The organism is Pediococcus ethanolidurans, from assembly GCF_964062635.1.
Lineage (GTDB): Bacteria > Bacillota > Bacilli > Lactobacillales > Lactobacillaceae > Pediococcus > Pediococcus ethanolidurans.
Genome location: NZ_OZ061250.1, coordinates 1,178,805 through 1,198,822, shown reverse-complemented (window position 1 = coordinate 1,198,822; position 20,018 = coordinate 1,178,805). Strand labels below are relative to the sequence as shown.

Below are 20,018 nucleotides of genomic sequence, written 5' to 3'. Positions count from 1 at the left end.
GTTGTTTTAATGAAAGTTAGCAAATTAATTAATAGTTTAAAATTCAAACAAGTACAACCTGCTGTTACTACCGATTTTGAAGTAACCATGTTGACACAGGATACCCGTGAAATCCAACCGGGTGCCATGTTTATTGCTGTGGCCGGTTACCATGTTGATGGGCACACACTGGTTAAACAAGCTGTCAAAAAAGGTGCCAAGATTATCGTGGCCCAGAAAAAAATTGACGTTACAGTTCCTGTTATTTATGTGCAAAATACAGAACGAGCCATGGCAATTCTAGCCTATGTCTTTTATGAAGCTCCCAGTCAAAAAATGCACATGATCGGTGTCACTGGGACAAATGGAAAGACAACCGTCACTCATTTAATTGATCAAATTTATCGTGATCAAGACCAGGCCACCGGTTTAATGGGTACTATGTATCGTCGCATCAATGACCAAACGTTTCCAACTGCCAACACGACTCCGGATGCAATTACCACTCAAAAAACGTTAGCTCAAATACGTGATGCCGGTGTTAAAACAGTTTCAATGGAGGTTTCTTCTATTGCTTTAGTTTTGGGACGTGTCTGGGGCATTGATTATGATGTGGCAGTTTTTACTAACTTAACTCGAGATCACCTAGACTTTCATAAGACAATGGCAAATTATACACAGGCAAAAAGTATGCTATTTGCTCAACTTGGTAATAAATATAATTTAGATGGCACAACTAAAGTAGCCGTTTTAAACACCGATGATCCAGTTGGCCGTGAGTTTGAACAGTTTACAGCAGCTCATGTGCTCACTTATGGGTTAAATGCTGATGCGATGATTAGAGCTCAAAATATTGAAATTTATAGTCATGGTACTGAATTTGATTTATCTGTGTTTGGTCAGCTTACGCACATCACTACAAAACTCATTGGCCAGTTTAACGTCTACAATTTACTGGCCGCTTTTGCAGCCGCCTATGCTGGTGGGCTACCAGAAGCACAAATCATTGCATCATTAGAAAAGGTTACCGGCGTTAAGGGCCGTTTCCAATCGATTCCATCACATACTGGTGTACGGGTGATTGTGGATTATTCACACACTCCAGACAGTTTATTGAACGACCTAAAAACGATTCAAACCTTTGCTAAGAAAGACATTTACTGTGTGATTGGTTGCGGTGGTGATCGTGATAATGGTAAACGTCCCAAAATGGCTAAAATAGCCGTTGATTACAGCACAAAACCCATTTTTACTTCTGATAATCCACGTACTGAAGATCCACAAGAAATTTTAAATGACATGCTTGCTGGGGTTCCCAATGCCACTCCCCAAGTCTACGTAGATCGTCGTGAAGCCATTAATAAAGCTGTTGAGTCGGCTAAATCTGGTGACGTAATCTTGATTGCTGGTAAAGGTCACGAAGATTATCAAATTATTGGACAAACAAAGCATCATTTTGATGATTGTGAAGAAGCAGCAAAGGCCCTTGCACTAAAACCAGTGGCAGATTAATGCTGCTTGCCAAAAAATAAATAGAGTGCTGATCGTGAATTTGAAAATCTGGGTCTAGAATTTTTGGTGTTGGAAAGTATTTCCATTCCAAAAGTACTAGGCCCTTTTTGATAACAAAAAAGGTATCTAAGCCTCCCTAGTGCTATGCTTTAAGCGACGAAACTCAAGATAAGCGGGGTAGGAATAGATGTCTCAACTGGATAATACACTTAAATTACTGGGAATTACAGACACAAACATTCAGGTGTTCGGTACTCGTGAGGAATTTCATGGTCGGGGCTCGGGTCGCAAAAAGTATTTGGTCATCCAGGCAGAGCTTACCTACACACTCAGGCGCTGTCCCAGCTGTGGATACAATACGTTGCACCCTAACGGACACAAGCTCACTCATGTCCACATTGCAGGACCCATGGACCGGCCCGTAATTCTAGAGCTAAACAAGCAACGCTGGCGTTGTAGTAACTGCCATAGCACTTGTACGGCCACCACTCCAGTGGTATCAACCAACCACGCCATCGGTCACGGACTAGCGACTCATGTGCTGAAGCTAGCCAGTAAATCACTCCCAGCTAAGACTATCGCCAGTCTCACCGGTATTTCGACAAACTCAGTTCAGCGTATTTTGACGGCTAATATTCATCCACACGCGAGCCGCCGGCTACCGATTAATCTATGCTTTGATGAATTCCGTTCCACGCACGGCTCCATGTCGTTTATTTGCATTGACGCCGACACTCACAAATCAGTTAAAGTACTTAGCGACCGCCTTAATAGAACCATCAAACAGTTCTTTCTTAGTCAGTACAGCACCGCAGAACGGGCCGCGGTTCAACGCGTCATCATGGACATGAACGCCTCCTATCAGGCATTCGTGCACGAACTATTCCCTAACGCCGAACTCATTATTGATCGGTTCCACATTATTCAATTAATGGGCCGGACGATGGATACCATTCGCACTCAATGTTTAAAGCAACTCGACAAGCATTCGCGGGAATATAAAGTACTGAAATCACTATGGCGCCTATTCCACAAGGCCAACCCTGACGCACAAAAGAGCCGCTACCTCTTCGGCCTGAATGAGTACTCGACCGAACAGAACGCTATTGATATTGGAACCGATACGTTTCCGGCCTTCAAAACAGCTTATGAAACCTACATCGATCTCCACGATGCTTTGATGGGGCGTCACGCTAATGAACTCAAGAATATCATCACTAACTATCAGCCTAACGGCACGCCCCTAGATATGGCCATGCATACCCTACAAAAGAATCTTAATGGCGTAATTAACGCCGCCAAATCGTCCTACTCTAACGGACCGATAGAGGGCATCAACCGTAAGATCAAGGAGCTCAAACATGCTTGTTATGGCTTCTCCAATCAGGCCAATATGTTCACACGCGTCTACCAGCTGATTGCCTAGATTATCTACCACAATAACGTCACGATGGTAGGCTTATTTGTTATGCCTTCAAGTACGATATTCAGACAACACACCAGATTAAACGCCGCAACTAATAAAACAACAAAAAAGATCTCCCACACGAGGAGATCTCCAAAGGATAGAAACTATCCTTCAACACCATTTGACAAGCTTCCGAAAATCTTTCATGATTAGCACTCTTTTTTTAAATTGAAGAAATAATTAATTCCACCAGATACTAATCTCAAAAGCATCCACATCACAAAGGCTTTAATGGAAATAGTTCAGAACGACCCTTTCCTAATATACAGCACATCTACCAACAACACAACTAAGAACCCTGCAACTAGCACTAAGACACCATTTTCTCATCAAATTAGCAAAACATTGTTTCGTTTACAATGCTGTTTGGTATATTTAATTCTTCAACAGAAATTTAATGAAAGCCAATAATAAAAGCTGTTATACAACAATTAAATGTTGTACAACAGCTTTTATTTTTAATATTGGGCTAGATGGGATCGAACCATCGCATCTCGGGATCAAAACCCGATGCCTTACCGCTTGGCTATAGCCCATTCATAAAAATGGAAGGGAGTGGATTCGAACCACCGAACCCGAAGGAGCGGATTTACAGTCCGCCGCGTTTAGCCAGACTTCGCTACCCTTCCCTTTTGAATTGCCTTAATTTCTTAACGCATCCGACTAAAATATAATACCGAAAATTTGAACAAATATCAAGGGGTTTTAGCAAATTTTCTTAAATTTCTTTTTTCAAACCTCCAAGAAAGCCAGTCGTGATCGCCATTCAGCCATAAAATTATCTTTTTGCCATTCATTGATTCGTTTGGTGTGATACCCAACTGATTGATTGTAATAAGTGGTTTGTTCAAAAAGTTGTGCTTGCGGGTGAATATGCATATGACCAAAAAGGACACGTGCTACTTTATAACTCTCAAGCAGTTTCCCTAGTTTGGGACTTCCCATATAAGCATTAGCCATATTCCACAAATTTCCTTGTGGTGCATAGCGAATATAATCCTGGCGTGGAACAAAATGAGTGAAGTACAGAACGTGTTTACGCGCCTTCTGAGCACTTTTAAGTTGTTGAGTAGTCTCATCTAAAACAAGCGTCATTCGTCCAGCATCGGACATTGGTTGCTGAATAACGCCATCTATCCAGTAAGCACGTTTCCAAGTTGCAAAGTTATCCGCCGTTTTCCCTTTAACATTAGTTGCAAAACTATAATCATACCAACCGTTATTACCAATAATTCGCCAATCGGTTCCTGGCAAATCTAAATACTGGTTATGTAGATAGCCAGTTCCAATATTGCTCTCTAGTTCTTCAAATGTAACGCCATGTACCATGTCATGATTTCCAGCAATAAATTTCACTAGTGTTTGACCACCTAATTCATTTTGTAAATTCTGTACATAAGTAAGACTTTTTTCAAAATCATTAAATAAATCACCAGCAATTAAATATAAAGAAACATTCTGATTTGCCAAAAATTCTGCCTGCTGTTTTAATGTTTCAGTGACATCTAGTCGATTCACATCAAAATGATTATCACTCGTCATGGCAATTTTCATAATTTACCTTCTTTTTAATTTTCGTAGGTTTTAATTCTACCTTAATTACTCAAAATTGTCTTTCAAACTGTATTAAAAAAGACCAGTTTTAAAAAACTGATCTAAAAAATCTTTATTTAGTTGATACCTGCCATCTTGGAAGAAATCCATTTGGACATCAAGAGCAATAGCAAGCCGAAAACAATGCTGACCGCACCAACAATCAAGAAGTAAGGAACTTCTGTTGCATTGGTATAAAAACGAACAATCTGTGCGTTGATTGCCTGGCCAGCAGCATCTGCTAAGAACCACATACTCATCATCTGAGAACTGAAAGCTTTGGGAGCTAATTTTGTGGTAACAGAAAGGCCAATAGGAGAAATTAACATTTCACCTACTTCAACAATAGCCCAGCTTCCCACTAACCACAATGGATTAACTTTTCCAGCTGTTCCAAATAAAATACCGGGTAAAGCAATAAACAAATATGAAATTCCGGCAAACGCCAAACCATATGCAAACTTATGTGGAGAAGTAGGTTGCTTGTTTCCCATCTTAAGCCACATCCAAGCAAAGAATGGTGTGTATAGCATAATAAATAATGGATTCAAAGACTGAAACTGAGAAGCAGCCAATGTAATTGGTCCTAAATGCAATTGTGTTCGCTGTGCCGCATATAAAGCAAGAACAACCGATCCTTGCTCTTCAATTGCCCAGAAAATAACGGCGGCAATGAACAATGGGACGTAAGCCCAAAGGCGAGATCGTTCTATTTTCGTAACTTTATTACTTGAGAAAATTAACACGAAATAAATGATTGGTGTTGCCACCGCAACCAGACTTAAAAGTAACACAACGTTATCGATCGTCATGGCATTTGCAAGTTTCATAACGCCGAGAATCAATGCAAATATTACGACACCAACAGTAACTTGCCAACCAAGCTTATGTGCATCTTCAGGTTCAAGCGGGTCGGAAGGATATAAACTATCCTTACTCAAATATTTCTTTCCGCCCAAATAATATTGAAGAAGACCAAAGAACATTCCAATAGCTGCCAGTGAGAAGCCAACGTGAAAGTTTACATGGGCACCAACCCAACCAACGAGTAACGGCGCGATTAAAGCACCCAAGTTAATTCCGAAAACAAAAATACTAAAGCCGGAATCACGGCGAATATCTTCTTCTGTATATAAGCCCCCAACCATTTCAGAAACATTTGGTTTTAGTAATCCAGTTCCCACAACAATCAGAGCAATTGAGATAAACAGCGCTGGGGCACCAAACGGCAATGCTAGGGCAATATGACCTAACATAATGAAAACGCCACCCCAAAATACTGTTTTTCTTGGTCCCAATATACGGTCACTGACAAATCCGCCAATTATACTAGTTAGATAAACCAGTGAACCATAGATGGACATCACAGAAGCAGAAGTAGTTTGGCTAAAGCCAAGTCCACCCTTTGATACCGCATAATACATATAAAACAGCAGAATGGCACGCATACCATAGTAGCTGAAACGTTCCCACATCTCCGTAAAGAACAATGTCGATAATCCTCGTGGTTGCCCAAAGAAGGACTTGTCATTGCTTACATCGCTTTGGTTATTCAATTTATTTCTTCCTCCAAACATCTCTTGGTAATAAAATGTGCATTATTTTTAGTAGTGAAGCTTCCCAAATACTCCTAAAAATAACAAAAGACACCATAAGCGGTGTCTTTCTCAATGCCGGCTAGGCGACTTGAACACCCGACCCTCGGTTTACGATACCGATGCTCTACCAACTGAGCTAAGCCGGCAGGTATAGAAAAAGATGCTAACTTTCAATTGAGAAGGTTAACATCTATCACTACTCCGGCAGGCGGACTCGAACCGTCGACAACCTGATTAACAGTCAGGGGCTCTACCAACTGAGCTATGCCGGAATATTCGCATGGCAACGTCCTACCCTCGCAGGGAGCGATCCCCCAACTACTCTCGGCGCTAAGAAGCTTAACTTCTGTGTTCGACATGGGAACAGGTGTATCCTTCTCGCTATCGCCACCACACTTCTCCGATCCACCTTCGTGGCTCGTGTGAAAGAAATTTATTCTCTCAAAACTAAATAATATCGAATCCTTCTCTTTGAGAACACCACTTTGTGGTTAAGTCCTCGACCGATTAGTATTGGTCCGCTCCATGTATCACTACACTTCCACTCCCAACCTATCTACCTGATCATCTCTCAGGGGTCTTACTTCCATAAATGGAATGGGAAATCTCATCTTGAGGCGAGTTTCACACTTAGATGCTTTCAGCGTTTATCTCATCCATACATAGCTACCCAGCGATGCTCCTGGCGGAACAACTGGTACACCAGCGGTATGTCCATCCCGGTCCTCTCGTACTAAGGACAGATCCTCGCAAATTTCCTACGCCCGCGACGGATAGGGACCGAACTGTCTCACGACGTTCTGAACCCAGCTCGCGTACCGCTTTAATGGGCGAACAGCCCAACCCTTGGGACCGACTACAGCCCCAGGATGCGATGAGCCGACATCGAGGTGCCAAACCTCCCCGTCGATGTGAACTCTTGGGGGAGATAAGCCTGTTATCCCCAGGGTAGCTTTTATCCGTTGAGCGATGGCCCTTCCATACGGTACCACCGGATCACTAAGCCCGACTTTCGTCCCTGCTCGACCTGTCTGTCTCGCAGTCAAGCTCTCTTCTGCCTTTACACTCAGCGAATGATTTCCAACCATTCTGAGAGAACCTTTGGGCGCCTCCGTTACTCTTTAGGAGGCGACCGCCCCAGTCAAACTGCCCACCTGACACTGTCTTCCGCCACGCTTAGTGGCGCGAGTTAGAGGGTTCATACAGCGAGGGTAGTATCCCACCAACGCCTCCACCGAAACTAGCGTTCCGGTTTCTATGGCTCCTACCTATCCTGTACAAGCTGTACAAACACTCAATATCAAGCTACAGTAAAGCTCCATGGGGTCTTTCCGTCCTGTCGCGGGTAACCCGCATCTTCACGGGTATTATAATTTCACCGAGTCTCTCGTTGAGACAGTGCCCAGATCGTTACGCCTTTCGTGCGGGTCGGAACTTACCCGACAAGGAATTTCGCTACCTTAGGACCGTTATAGTTACGGCCGCCGTTTACTGGGGCTTCATTTCAAAGCTTCGCCGAAGCTAACTCATTCACTTAACCTTCCAGCACCGGGCAGGCGTCAGCCCCTATACGTCATCTTACGATTTTGCAGAAACCTGTGTTTTTGATAAACAGTCGCCTGGGCCTATTCACTGCGGCTGATCTTGCGATCAGCACCCCTTCTTCCGAAGTTACGGGGTCATTTTGCCGAGTTCCTTAACGAGAGTTCTCTCGCTCACCTGAGGATACTCTCCTCGACTACCTGTGTCGGTTTGCGGTACGGGTAGTTAAACTCTAACTAGAAGCTTTTCTCGGCAGTGTGACATCAGGAACTTCGTTACTTTAAATTTCACTCCCCATCACAGCTTGTCCTTAAGACTGAAAGCATTTAACTCTCAATCAGACTTGCTGCTTGGGCGCACATATCCAACCGTGCGCATTCCTTAGCCTCCTGCGTCCCTCCATTGTTCAAACAAGTTTAACTAGTACAGGAATCTCAACCTGTTATCCATCGTCTACGCCTCTCGGCCTCGACTTAGGTCCCGACTAACCCTGGGTGGACGAGCCTTCCCCAGGAAACCTTAGTCATTCGGTGGACAGGATTCTCACCTGTCTTTCGCTACTCATACCGGCATTCTCACTTCTAAGCGCTCCAACAGTCCTCACGGTCTGCCTTCGTTGCCCTTAGAACGCTCTCCTATCACGCCACCTTACGGTGGCATCCACAGTCTCGGTAATATGTTTAAGCCCCGGTACATTTTCGGCGCAGAATCACTCGACTAGTGAGCTATTACGCACTCTTTAAATGATGGCTGCTTCTGAGCCAACATCCTAGTTGTCTATGCAACTCCACATCCTTTTCCACTTAACATATATTTAGGGACCTTAACTGGTGGTCTGGGCTGTTCCCCTTTCGACGATGGATCTTATCACTCACCGTCTGACTCCCGGACATAAATCAATGGCATTCGGAGTTTATCTGAATTCAGTAACCCAAGACGGGCCCCTAGTCCAAACAGTGGCTCTACCTCCATGATCCTTAATCCGAGGCTAGCCCTAAAGCTATTTCGGAGAGAACCAGCTATCTCCAAGTTCGTTTGGAATTTCACCGCTACCCACACCTCATCTCAGCACTTTTCAACGTACACGAGTTCGGTCCTCCAGTGCGTTTTACCGCACCTTCAACCTGGACATGGGTAGGTCACTTGGTTTCGGGTCTACATCTACATACTCAGTCGCCCTATTCAGACTCGCTTTCGCTGCGGCTCCGTTTTTTCAACTTAACCTGGCATGTAAACGTAACTCGCCGGTTCATTCTACAAAAGGCACGCCATCACCCCTTAACGGGCTCTGACTTCTTGTAGGCACATGGTTTCAAGAACTGTTTCACTCCCCTTCCGGGGTGCTTTTCACCTTTCCCTCACGGTACTGGTTCACTATCGGTCACTGGGGAGTATTTAGCCTTGGGAGATGGTCCTCCCGGATTCCGACGGAGTTACACGTGTTCCGCCGTACTCAGGATCCTGAACTGAGGGATCTTCATTTTGCCTACGGGGCTATCACCCGCTCTGGCCAGTCTTCCCAGACTGTTCGGCTATGAAAATCTTTGGTAACTCAAATGTTCAGTCCTACAACCCCAGGAAGCAAGCTTCCTGGTTTGGGCTGTTCCCCGTTCGCTCGCCGCTACTTAGGGAATCGATATTTCTTTCTCTTCCTGCGGGTACTGAGATGTTTCAGTTCCCCGCGTCTACCTCCAACCACGTTATGTATTCACGTGGTGGTAACAACGGATTAATGTTGTTGGGTTTCCCCATTCGGAAATCTCCGGATCAAAGCTTACTTACAGCTCCCCGAAGCATATCGGTGTTAGTCCCGTCCTTCATCGGCTCCTAGTACCAAGGCATTCACCATGCGCCCTTTATAACTTAACCTAACTTTACCTGCGGTAAAGTGGTTTTGAGTTTAGCGATTATTTTTTGAACTAATCTTGTTTTAAAACTCTATAAAACGCAGTGTTCTCGGTTTAATTACATTATAATAAATAATTAAAATTAGAAAATTTTTCGATATTATTTAGTTTTCAAAGAACAAATTCGACGGTAAAACCGTCAATGGAGAATAGCGGGATCGAACCGCTGACCTCCTGCGTGCAAGGCAGGCGCTCTCCCAGCTGAGCTAATTCCCCAAAAATGTATCTATGGGCCTAAATGGACTTGAACCATCGACCTCACGCTTATCAGGCGTGCGCTCTAAACCAGCTGAGCTATAGGCCCGTGCGCGTATATACATTTGAGAGTAGACCTCTCAAAACTAAACAAAGTTTCGACAATGTGTAGGTTTCCGTTTCTAAATATCCTTAGAAAGGAGGTGATCCAGCCGCAGGTTCTCCTACGGCTACCTTGTTACGACTTCACCCCAATCATCTGTCCCACCTTAGACGGCTAGCTCCCGAAGGTTACTCCACCGGCTTTGGGTGTTACAAACTCTCATGGTGTGACGGGCGGTGTGTACAAGGCCCGGGAACGTATTCACCGCGGCATGCTGATCCGCGATTACTAGCGATTCCAACTTCGTGCAGGCGAGTTGCAGCCTGCAGTCCGAACTGAGAACGGTTTTAAGAGATTAGCTAAACCTCGCGGTCTCGCAACTCGTTGTACCGTCCATTGTAGCACGTGTGTAGCCCAGGTCATAAGGGGCATGATGATTTGACGTCGTCCCCACCTTCCTCCGGTTTGTCACCGGCAGTCTCACTAGAGTGCCCAACTTAATGCTGGCAACTAATAATAAGGGTTGCGCTCGTTGCGGGACTTAACCCAACATCTCACGACACGAGCTGACGACAACCATGCACCACCTGTCATTCCGTCCCCGAAGGGAACGCCTAATCTCTTAGGTTAGCAGAAGATGTCAAGACCTGGTAAGGTTCTTCGCGTAGCTTCGAATTAAACCACATGCTCCACCGCTTGTGCGGGCCCCCGTCAATTCTTTTGAGTTTCAACCTTGCGGTCGTACTCCCCAGGCGGAATGCTTAATGCGTTAGCTGCAGCACTGAAGGGCGGAAACCCTCCAACACTTAGCATTCATCGTTTACGGCATGGACTACCAGGGTATCTAATCCTGTTCGCTACCCATGCTTTCGAGCCTCAGCGTCAGTTGCAGACCAGAGAGCCGCCTTCGCCACTGGTGTTCTTCCATATATCTACGCATTTCACCGCTACACATGGAGTTCCACTCTCCTCTTCTGCACTCAAGTCTCCCAGTTTCCAATGCACTTCTTCGGTTAAGCCGAAGGCTTTCACATTAGACTTAAAAGACCGCCTGCGCTCGCTTTACGCCCAATAAATCCGGATAACGCTTGCCACCTACGTATTACCGCGGCTGCTGGCACGTAGTTAGCCGTGGCTTTCTGGTTGGATACCGTCACTGCATGAGCAGTTACTCTCACACACGTTCTTCTCCAACAACAGAGTTTTACGACCCGAAAGCCTTCATCACTCACGCGGCGTTGCTCCATCAGACTTGCGTCCATTGTGGAAGATTCCCTACTGCTGCCTCCCGTAGGAGTCTGGGCCGTGTCTCAGTCCCAATGTGGCCGATTACCCTCTCAGGTCGGCTACGTATCACTGCCTTGGTGAGCCTTTATCTCACCAACTAGCTAATACGCCGCGGGTCCATCCAGAAGTGATAGCCGAAGCCATCTTTTAAAAATCAACCATGCGGTTAATTTTGTTATGCGGTATTAGCATCTGTTTCCAGGTGTTATCCCCCACTTCTGGGCAGGTTACCCACGTGTTACTCACCCGTTCGCCACTCACTTTATAGTTAAAATCATCTTCGATGCAAGCATCTCAAAATCAATTAACGAAAGTGCGTTCGACTTGCATGTATTAGGCACGCCGCCAGCGTTCATCCTGAGCCAAGATCAAACTCTCATATTATACTTGAGTTTTAACAAGCTCATTTGTTGTTTCATTGTTTAAAGCGAATTGACTTCGCAAATTGTTTGCTTCAAAATTTTCATTTGAAGACCCTGCACATTTTGTTTCGTCGAAACTTTGTTCAGTTTTCAAAGGTCTACTTGGCTGTTTAAAAAACAATCTTAATTTTTGACAGCTATATAATAATAGCATTTTTAATTAAGAACGTCAACAAAAACTTTTTTGATTATCTTTTGTTTAACGCGCTGTTATCTAAGCAACGTGTACTAGTATAACCAAAGAATACCCGATCGGTCAATACCCAAAATTTGCATCTATTGATTTTAACCAAACACAATTCTAGATTTTGAAAGAAAATCCGAACTATTTGTAACATCAAAGAATTATAGTTACTTTTTAGTACGTGTATTAGATCTAAATATCATTTTATACATATCAAAAATTATTAAAATAAAAAAATAAACTATTTGCAAAAAGTTTGCAATAGTTTATTTATCTAGCACTTCTTTTATTTTTCCGGACGCATTGTTGGGAATAAGAGCACATCACGAATTGATGGTGCATCAGTTAAGAGCATTACAAGACGATCAATACCAATTCCAAGTCCGCCTGTTGGTGGCATTCCATATTCCAAAGCTTCAATGAAATCTTCATCGATTCCTTCAGCCTCGTCATTACCTTGTTCACGTTCCTTAACCTGAGCCTCAAAACGTTGACGTTGGTCAATCGGATCATTTAATTCAGTAAAGGCATTTGCAAACTCATTGCCCTTAATATAAAGTTCGAACCGATCGGTAAAGCGAGCATCTTCAGGATTTTTCTTAGCTAATGGTGAAATTTCTACTGGATGTCCATAAATAAATACTGGTTGTGTTAGTTTATCTTGAACTAACTGTTCAAAGAACTCATTAATGATATGACCCACTTGCCACCAGTCTTCATAATGAATTTTATGATCGTCAGCCAATTTACGAGCTTCTTCTAAACTCATCTTAGGCCAAAAGTCTACCCCAGTATATTTTTTAATTGCATCAACCATATGCATACGAGCAAAGTCTTGGCTTAAATCAAGATCGGTTCCCTGAAATGTAATCTTACCATCTGGTGCAACAGCCTTAACAGCAGCCTTAAAAATACCTTCAGTTTCATCCATAACATCATGAAAATCGAAATATGCTGTATAAGTTTCCAACATAGTAAATTCAGGATTATGACGCGTATCCATTCCTTCATTTCGGAATACACGACCGATTTCATAAACACGTTCCATACCGCCCACAATTAATCGCTTCAAATGTAATTCCAAAGCGATTCGAAGATATAAGTCAATATCTAGTGCGTTATGATGAGTAATAAATGGACGCGCATTTGCACCACCAGCTTGTGAATGCAACACTGGTGTTTCGACTTCTGTGTAGTCTAAGCCATCTAAATATTTACGAACTGCACTAATTATCTTAGTACGTTTCATAAAGCGTTCGAAGCTATCGTCATTAGAAATAAGATCCAAATAGCGTTGACGATAGATCTGTTCCACGTTTTGTAAACCATGATATTTATCTGGAAGTGGTCGTAGAGCCTTGGTTAAGAACGTTAGATCAGTTGCCTTAACCGTTAATTCACCCATGTCAGTTTTCATGACCTCACCAGTGATCCCAATAAAGTCACCTAAATCAGCTTGTTTGAAAAGTGCATACTCATCTTCACCAACCGTATCCTTACGCACATAAATCTGCATAGTTCCTTTACGATCTTTCAGGTCAGCAAAACCTACCTTACCTTTACCACGTTTTGACATCATTCGTCCTGCAATGGTTGCCTTAACGGCCTTTTCTTCCAGCTCTTCTTTAGACAGTTCACCAAATTGTTCATGAAGTTGGTTGGTCAAATGTGTACGCTTAAAAGCGTGCCCAAATGGATCAATCCCCTGATCTCTTAAATCTTGCATTTTTTGACGACGAACTCTCAGTTGATCGTTCATGTCTTGTTCTTTCTTTGCCACTAAAAAGTCCTCCTCTACCATTATTCTCACGTATCCATGATGCCTATTTTACATTAAAAAAGCAAGTGCTGTTTCATCTTGCCATTTGTTGTCGTTTAATTGCACGCTCTTGTTGTTGCTCAGCAAAACGGTCAAAAATATCGTCCATTTCTTTTTCAGACTCTGCATTATTGAGTGCAACTTTGGTTCTTGCTGAATGAGAAATTCCCTTTAAGTAATATGCAGCCTGGGTTCTAAACTCACGTGGACCAACATAGTCACCCTTAAGTTCCACCAATCCATGCAAATGTTCTTTTGCAATTTTAATCTTTTCTGCTGGTGCTGGTTCGTCAATCAATTCACCAGTTTCAAGATAAGTGGAAACACGATGCAACATCCACGGATTACCTAAAACGGCTCGGCCAATCATCACAGCCGTAGAACCGACTTCATCAAGCATCCGTTTGGCATTCTCTGGGGTTCTGACATCCCCATTTCCCATAAAAGGAATGGTAAGTTCATCAGAAACTTGTTTTAAAATATTCCAGTCCGCATGACCCGTATACATCTGTTTTCGTGTTCGTCCATGCATTGCCAAAGCAGCAGCACCAGCACGTTCAGCAGCCAGCGCATTTTTCACAGCAAAGATATGATCGGAATCCCAACCGGTCCGCATTTTAACCGTTACCGGTTTCTTAACAGCATCCGTCACGTAAGATACCATTTCATAAACTTTGTTAGGATCTAACAACCACCGCGCACCAGCTTCTGTTTTGACCACTTTATTTACTGGGCAACCCATATTAATATCAATAATATCTGCTGCAGTATGTTGATCGACAAATTTAGCTGCTTCCACTAATGTTTCTTTGGTTCCACCAAAGATTTGAATACTCATTGGATGCTCGTGTGGATCTACATTCATCATACTCAACGTTTTTTTATTTTTATACATAATGCCACGGTCTGAAATCATTTCACAAACAACAAGACCAGCACCAAACTTTTTACAAATTAAGCGGAAAGCTGAGTTTGTAACACCAGCCATGGGTGCAACGACCAGTTGGTTAGGAATTTTAACATCACCAATTTGCCATTCCATTCTGTTCACCTCATTAAATTATTTTTCAATTTATTTAAACTACGATCATTAATCAGCTTGAAAATTCTGCTATTAAAAATAGTCACAGAGCTTATAATAACACATAAATAATACTCACCCAAATAGAAATTAATTTTGTGATTTAATCAAAATTGCTTTTAATTCAAGTTCATTATACTGATATTTATTACCACAAAAACGACACGTAACTTCGGCACCGTGATCTTCCTTAATCATCGATTCAATTTCTTTGGAGGATAAGCTGGCCATTGCAGCTGCAAATCGATCTTTAGAACAATCACACTTAAACGAAACTGGTAGCTTATCCAAAATTTTTACCTTATCGTCTTTAAATAGTAATTTCAAAATATCCTCAGGCGTTTTCCCCTGTCGCAAGAGCTCTGAAACTAATGGCAGATCATTTAGAGTCGTTTGCAATCGATCAATTGCTTCATCGCTAGCTCCAGGCATTACCTGAATCATAAAACCACCGGCAACTTCCACTGATTCATCAGGATTAACAAAAACCGAAACACCCACTGAAGAAGGTATCTGTTCAGATTGAGCAAGATAATAAGTAAAGTCGTCCCCAATTTCTCCAGAAGCTAAGGCAACATTGCCTGTAAACGGATCTTTTAGTCCCATGTCCTTAGTAACTGAAAAGGTTCCCTGATCCCCAACTGCTTTACCAACATCAATATGATGCTTAGCATTTAGTGGCAAAGAAACATGAGGATTTTGCAAGTATCCTTTTACTGTTCCGTTGGCATTACCGTCAACCACAATATTACCAACTGGACCACCACCATTAATTTTAACCGTCATTTTTTCTTTGCCTTTAAGCAATGAAGATGCTAGCATAACCGTTCCAACTAACGATCGACCAAGTGCCGCAGTTGCCGCGCTCCAAGTATCATGTCGTTTTTGTGCTTCTCTTACCAAGTTCGTACCATTGACTACATAAGCACGAAACATACCATCATTAATAATACTTTTGATTAAATAGTCTTCCATATTTTCTCCTCAAAATTTTCTTTACCGTCTTATATTTTTACACATCTTATAATCTAAGCCAACCCTAACTACTCAAAAACAGCAAATCAATAAGGAAATTCCTTACCAATTTGCTGTTTTTTAAACTTTTTATGCAAGTTTGATCGTTTTACAGATCTGTATGATCATCAGAATTATGATCTTCCGAGTCATCATGTGAACTTGGCAAACGATGATTACTACCAGAATTATTGGTAGAATCGTCCTCATGTTCACTTGGAGTATCTAACTTTGTATCTGTATTGTTGTCATTATCGTCGTTATTATCTTTATCATCAGCATGACGTTCAGCTTCTTTGCGTTCGAGCTCACGTTTTGATTCCTCAAAAGTTGCTGCCTTTTCACTTGGAAATTCTGAAGCACCATTTTTAGCAGGCATTTCACCCGTCTTATACAAACTCAAAATTTGCTTTTCGTCTAATGTTTCGTACTTCAATAAAGCTTCAGCAATAATTTTGTGTTGTTCACGATGGGTAGCAATAATGTCTAATGCTTTTTGATGACCCTCTTCAGTGAGGCGACGAATTTCATCGTCAATGGTTGCCGCTGTCTTTTCAGAATAAGCTGGCCCATTTTCACCATAGTAGGATTGACCAGGTGCTGATAATTCAACCTGTCCAATTTTATCACTCATTCCATACTGAGTAACCATTGCACGGGCAATACCAGTAGCCTGTTCAAAGTCATTTGAAGCGCCTGATGACTGTGACTTAAAGATGGTTTCTTCAGCAGCACGACCACCCATTAAACCAGCAATCTGCTCCATAGCATCCTTCTTGGACATCAAGTTTTGATCTTCACGAGGAAGCATAATTGCATAACCGCCGGCACGGCCACGAGGAACAATTGTAACTTTATGAACCACACGGGCATCATTCAAAACAAGTCCTACAATTGTATGACCAGCTTCATGATAAGCAACAATTTTACGTTCATCTGGATTAACAACTGCATTCTTCTTAGCCGGGCCTGCAATAACACGATCTTCAGCTTCATCTAAATCAGAAGCATCGATGATCTTTTTATTGCGTCTTGCAGCAAGCAAAGCAGCCTCGTTTAATAGGTTTTCAAGATCAGCACCCACAAACCCGGGAGTTTGTTTAGCAATCTCATTCAAATCAACATTTTTATCAAGTGGTTTGTTCTTAGCGTGAACCTTCAAAATAGCTTCACGACCGCGAACATCTGGACGACCAACCAAAATCTTTCGATCAAATCGACCTGGACGAAGAAGAGCTGGATCTAAGACATCAGAACGGTTAGTAGCAGCCATTACAATGACGCCTTCGTTTCCGGTAAATCCATCCATTTCAACCAATAATTGGTTTAAAGTTTGCTCACGTTCATCGTGACCGCCACCAACACCGCTACCACGGCGACGACCAACGGCATCAATTTCATCAATGAAAATGATGGAAGGTGAATTTTTCTTTGCTTGGTCAAACAAATCACGAACACGACTGGCTCCGACACCAACAAACATTTCAACGAAATCAGAACCGGAAATTGAGTAGAATGGAACTCCTGCTTCACCGGCAACTGCTTTTGCCAACAATGTTTTACCAGTACCAGGAGGCCCCTCTAAAAGCACACCTGATGGAATACGAGCACCCAACGAAACGAACTTCCGAGGATCTTTCAAGAATTCAACAACTTCAACAAGTTCTTGTTTTTCTTCCTCTTCACCCGCAACATCAGAGAAACGAACTTTGTTTGCCTTTTTATCGGCTGGTTTGACTTTCGACTTACCAAAGTTCATTACACCCTTACTACCACCGCCACCTTGGCCTGCTTGGCTCATCATCATATAGAAGAAAACGATGAAGAGCAACAAAGGCAAACCGGTAACTAATAATTGTACCCAGAAGCTATTTGAAGCTTCTGGTTTTGTGTCCATTTTGACATTTTCCTTTTGCGCAGCTTTAGTAATTTGAGCTGTGGTTGAATCATTTTCCAACACAGTCGTTGTAAAGCTTTCGACCTTAGTAGACGAACTTGACGCCGGGAATAAACCAGATTGAGTATTGCCCTTTTGTGCAGTGCGATATTTACCAGTAATTTTGTAAACACCATTCGTAGGCTGCACGACAAAACTCTTAACCTTGTTCTTTTGTAATTGGGACACAAATTGGCTTGATGAAATAGATGCCGTTTGTGTATTATTTCCCTGCCCAGTGACAAAATAAATAATGCCAACTAAAGCTAAGAAAACAACGATATAAAACAAACTATTTTTAACAAGTCCGTTGTTATTCCCTTTTTTATTCATTGGAATCCTCCTTGTTGACGGTTTTACGAACGGCAAGCAGAGGTCTGCTCAGCCCTCGATAGATAGATAATATCACACTTGACCAATTTTGACCAATTATTTATTCACATAAATTTTTGGCTTTAAAACGCCGACATATGGCAAGTTCCGATACTCACCTTTATAATCTAAGCCATAACCCACAACAAACTCATCTGGGACAACAAAACCAACATAATCAGCTTTTGCTTCTAATACTCGTCCAGTTGGTTTATCAAGTAACGTACAAACTTTCACACTTTTGGCATGACGATTCTTGAATAGGTCAATAATAAATTGAAGTGTACGTCCAGTATCCACAATATCTTCAATGATTAAAACATCCCTGCCACTCACATCACGACTAATATCCGTAACCAGTTGCACTTCGCCAGTGGAATGAGTACCACCGTGATAACTTGAAACATCCACAAAATCCAATTGTGTATATGTATCCATTTGACGCATCACGTCAGTTGTAAAAAATACTGCTCCTGACAAAACACTAACAACTACGGGTACTTTGCCTTCATAGTCTTTTGTCAATTGTTTTCCTAACCTTTTACATGCATCCGCAATGTCACTTTGACTATACAAAGCGCGTTCTATATCATCATTCATCAATTCAATTCCTCCAGATTATTTGGTTTCCAGATTATGAAATATTTTTGTACATCACCATCAAATGGTGTTTGAAGCCAACTTTTTCGAAGACCTAACAGCCAAAGCGGTTGTTCATTTTTATCCACTAGCAAAGGCCAACCTACTCGCTGCCAACTTGGTACTTTGGCATCCATCAGTGCCCGTCGCACACTTTTTTGATGGGTATTTTTCAAGCCCAATTTATCGTGTGGTTTGGCTGACCTAACTGTAAGGGGAAAAATTAGTTGATTTTCGCTAAGTTGCATCACCTGGCATAAATCATCTAATTTCTTCGCATCATAATCAGTTTCAAATACACCAACTTTGCCATAGTCTTCAATCGAATGCCATTGGTTCAATATTAACATAGAATCACTGATTATCAGTGGTTTTTTCTGCAATTCTGTCGTCAAAAAAAATCCAAATTTTTGATAATCTTTTATAAAATCCATTTGTGCATTAATTTGTAGTTTGCCAGTTGGTTTTTGCAAATTTCCTAAAAGGCACAGAATTTCTTCTTGTTGCTGTTTAGAAACTTTTCCTTCACCAACTTCATGATCACTAATATATTGAATCGTCAGGTTTTGCCACTCTGTGCTTAATTCTAAAAAGCGTTCTGTTCGATAACCATCATCAAAAACTAATTCTTTTGTTAATTGCTCTTCACGTTGTTCAGTTGCCCTAATTAATAGTTGCAATTGGGTTTCATAGTCTTGGACATGTTTTAAAAACTGTGCATTCTCCTGTTTTAGCCGCGGGACTATTTGATGTCGCATTCGATTTCTAGTAAAGCTTTCGTCAGTGTTCGTCTGGTCTTCATACCACTTTAGTTGCTTACGAGTAGCAAATTGACGAATGGCTTCTTTTGAAAAGGGTAATAACGGTCGCACCACCATGGTATTTTGGGTCAGCTTTCTTGAATCGATACCTTGTAATTGTTGAAGCGCACCACCACGAACCAGTTTCATTAAGAAAGTTTCGGCCTGATCATCAGCCTGATGTGCCGTAAATAGAAAACGTGCCTGAAATTTTCGCGCAACTTCTGCAAAAAAATCATAACGTATCTTTCGAGCTGCATTTTCGATTCCCGTTTTGGGATGCTGATTTACTGACCACACTTTGATTTCCACGCGTAAATTATGAGTTTGCGTATACTTTTCAATAAATGCCTGCTCTTGCGTACTTTGTGCCCTTAGCTTGTGATTTACATGGGCCACAACAATTTTTGGGCGTCGTTGTGAGGGTAATTCTTCCAATAAAGTTAGTAACACCATCGAATCCACACCAGTTGAAACACCGACAACCACTGTATCCGTTGGCTTCAGATTGTACTTACGAAGAGTTAAATTAAATTCTCTTTGTAACGAGCCGTTCACTGAACTTCA

The 20,018-nt window shown here is 42.2% G+C and carries 10 protein-coding genes, 6 tRNA genes and 3 rRNA genes; 2 read left to right on the top strand and 17 right to left on the bottom strand.

The window, feature by feature from the left end; genetic code table 11:
• The first annotated feature begins 9 nt into the window (after positions 1-9).
• Positions 10-1,491, top strand: a complete 1,482-nt coding sequence (locus tag AB3219_RS05870; protein ID WP_263794640.1) for a UDP-N-acetylmuramoyl-L-alanyl-D-glutamate--2,6-diaminopimelate ligase — start codon at positions 10-12, stop codon at positions 1,489-1,491.
• Positions 1,492-1,678: 187 nt separating this feature from the next.
• Entirely contained in the window at positions 1,679-2,917 is a 1,239-nt protein-coding gene (locus AB3219_RS05865; protein WP_367369377.1) for an ISL3-like element IS1165 family transposase, read from the top strand.
• A 506-nt stretch (positions 2,918-3,423) separates the two neighbouring features.
• Here the strand turns inward: AB3219_RS05865 and AB3219_RS05860 are convergent.
• The 17 genes from AB3219_RS05860 to tilS form a co-directional block, all read right to left on the bottom strand.
• Positions 3,424-3,495: transfer RNA gene (locus AB3219_RS05860), tRNA-Gln, on the bottom strand.
• 10 nt (positions 3,496-3,505) lie between these two features.
• A tRNA-Tyr gene (locus tag AB3219_RS05855) sits at positions 3,506-3,588 on the bottom strand.
• Between the two features lie 103 nt (positions 3,589-3,691).
• On the bottom strand, positions 3,692-4,513 hold the full coding sequence (locus tag AB3219_RS05850; RefSeq protein WP_263795013.1) for a metallophosphoesterase: 822 nt from the start codon (positions 4,511-4,513) through the stop codon (positions 3,692-3,694).
• A 116-nt stretch (positions 4,514-4,629) separates the two neighbouring features.
• On the bottom strand, positions 4,630-6,108 hold the full coding sequence (locus AB3219_RS05845) for a peptide MFS transporter (RefSeq protein ID WP_263795014.1): 1,479 nt from the start codon (positions 6,106-6,108) through the stop codon (positions 4,630-4,632).
• A 115-nt stretch (positions 6,109-6,223) separates the two neighbouring features.
• Positions 6,224-6,296: transfer RNA gene (locus tag AB3219_RS05840), tRNA-Thr, on the bottom strand.
• A gap of 53 nt (positions 6,297-6,349) precedes the next feature.
• A tRNA-Asn gene (locus AB3219_RS05835) sits at positions 6,350-6,422 on the bottom strand.
• A 6-nt stretch (positions 6,423-6,428) separates the two neighbouring features.
• Positions 6,429-6,545, bottom strand: a 5S ribosomal RNA gene (gene rrf / locus AB3219_RS05830).
• Positions 6,546-6,637: 92 nt separating this feature from the next.
• Positions 6,638-9,561 (bottom strand): 23S ribosomal RNA (locus AB3219_RS05825).
• Between the two features lie 181 nt (positions 9,562-9,742).
• Positions 9,743-9,815 (bottom strand) — tRNA-Ala (locus AB3219_RS05820).
• Positions 9,816-9,828: 13 nt separating this feature from the next.
• Positions 9,829-9,903: transfer RNA gene (locus AB3219_RS05815), tRNA-Ile, on the bottom strand.
• 87 nt (positions 9,904-9,990) lie between these two features.
• Positions 9,991-11,568, bottom strand: a 16S ribosomal RNA gene (locus AB3219_RS05810).
• The 16S, 23S and 5S rRNA genes sit together here with 4 tRNA genes alongside, the layout of an rRNA operon.
• A gap of 508 nt (positions 11,569-12,076) precedes the next feature.
• Positions 12,077-13,591 (bottom strand): lysine--tRNA ligase, encoded by a 1,515-nt coding sequence (gene lysS, locus AB3219_RS05805; protein WP_216754477.1) that lies wholly within the window; start codon positions 13,589-13,591, stop codon positions 12,077-12,079.
• 52 nt (positions 13,592-13,643) lie between these two features.
• The gene (gene dusB, locus AB3219_RS05800) at positions 13,644-14,651 is read right to left on the bottom strand and encodes a tRNA dihydrouridine synthase DusB (protein ID WP_367369376.1); all 1,008 of its coding nucleotides are present in this window, start codon (positions 14,649-14,651) and stop codon (positions 13,644-13,646) included.
• Between the two features lie 129 nt (positions 14,652-14,780).
• Positions 14,781-15,665 (bottom strand): Hsp33 family molecular chaperone HslO, encoded by an 885-nt coding sequence (gene hslO / locus AB3219_RS05795; protein ID WP_216754471.1) that lies wholly within the window; start codon positions 15,663-15,665, stop codon positions 14,781-14,783.
• A 148-nt stretch (positions 15,666-15,813) separates the two neighbouring features.
• Positions 15,814-17,973, bottom strand: coding sequence for an ATP-dependent zinc metalloprotease FtsH (gene ftsH / locus AB3219_RS05790; RefSeq protein WP_260365672.1), 2,160 nt, complete (start codon positions 17,971-17,973; stop codon positions 15,814-15,816).
• 96 nt (positions 17,974-18,069) lie between these two features.
• Positions 18,070-18,612 (bottom strand): hypoxanthine phosphoribosyltransferase, encoded by a 543-nt coding sequence (gene hpt, locus AB3219_RS05785; protein ID WP_216754473.1) that lies wholly within the window; start codon positions 18,610-18,612, stop codon positions 18,070-18,072.
• Complete coding sequence (gene tilS / locus AB3219_RS05780; protein WP_367369375.1) at positions 18,612-20,009, bottom strand: tRNA lysidine(34) synthetase TilS; 1,398 nt, start codon at positions 20,007-20,009, stop codon at positions 18,612-18,614. The genes hpt and tilS overlap by 1 nt, the downstream gene beginning before the upstream one ends.
• Between the last annotated feature and the right edge of the window lie 9 nt (positions 20,010-20,018).

What these genes read in the sequence shown, in the direction of transcription:
- AB3219_RS05870 (WP_263794640.1), top strand. Translation starts at nt 10, where the DNA reads ATGAAAGTTAGCAAATTAATTAATAGTTTAAAATTCAAACAAGTACAA.
- AB3219_RS05865 (WP_367369377.1), top strand. Translation starts at nt 1,679, where the DNA reads ATGTCTCAACTGGATAATACACTTAAATTACTGGGAATTACAGACACA.
- hpt (WP_216754473.1), bottom strand. Translation starts at nt 18,612, where the DNA reads ATGAATGATGATATAGAACGCGCTTTGTATAGTCAAAGTGACATTGCG.
- AB3219_RS05850 (WP_263795013.1), bottom strand. Translation starts at nt 4,513, where the DNA reads ATGAAAATTGCCATGACGAGTGATAATCATTTTGATGTGAATCGACTA.
- lysS (WP_216754477.1), bottom strand. Translation starts at nt 13,591, where the DNA reads ATGGTAGAGGAGGACTTTTTAGTGGCAAAGAAAGAACAAGACATGAAC.
- hslO (WP_216754471.1), bottom strand. Translation starts at nt 15,665, where the DNA reads ATGGAAGACTATTTAATCAAAAGTATTATTAATGATGGTATGTTTCGT.
- ftsH (WP_260365672.1), bottom strand. Translation starts at nt 17,973, where the DNA reads ATGAATAAAAAAGGGAATAACAACGGACTTGTTAAAAATAGTTTGTTT.
- dusB (WP_367369376.1), bottom strand. Translation starts at nt 14,651, where the DNA reads ATGGAATGGCAAATTGGTGATGTTAAAATTCCTAACCAACTGGTCGTT.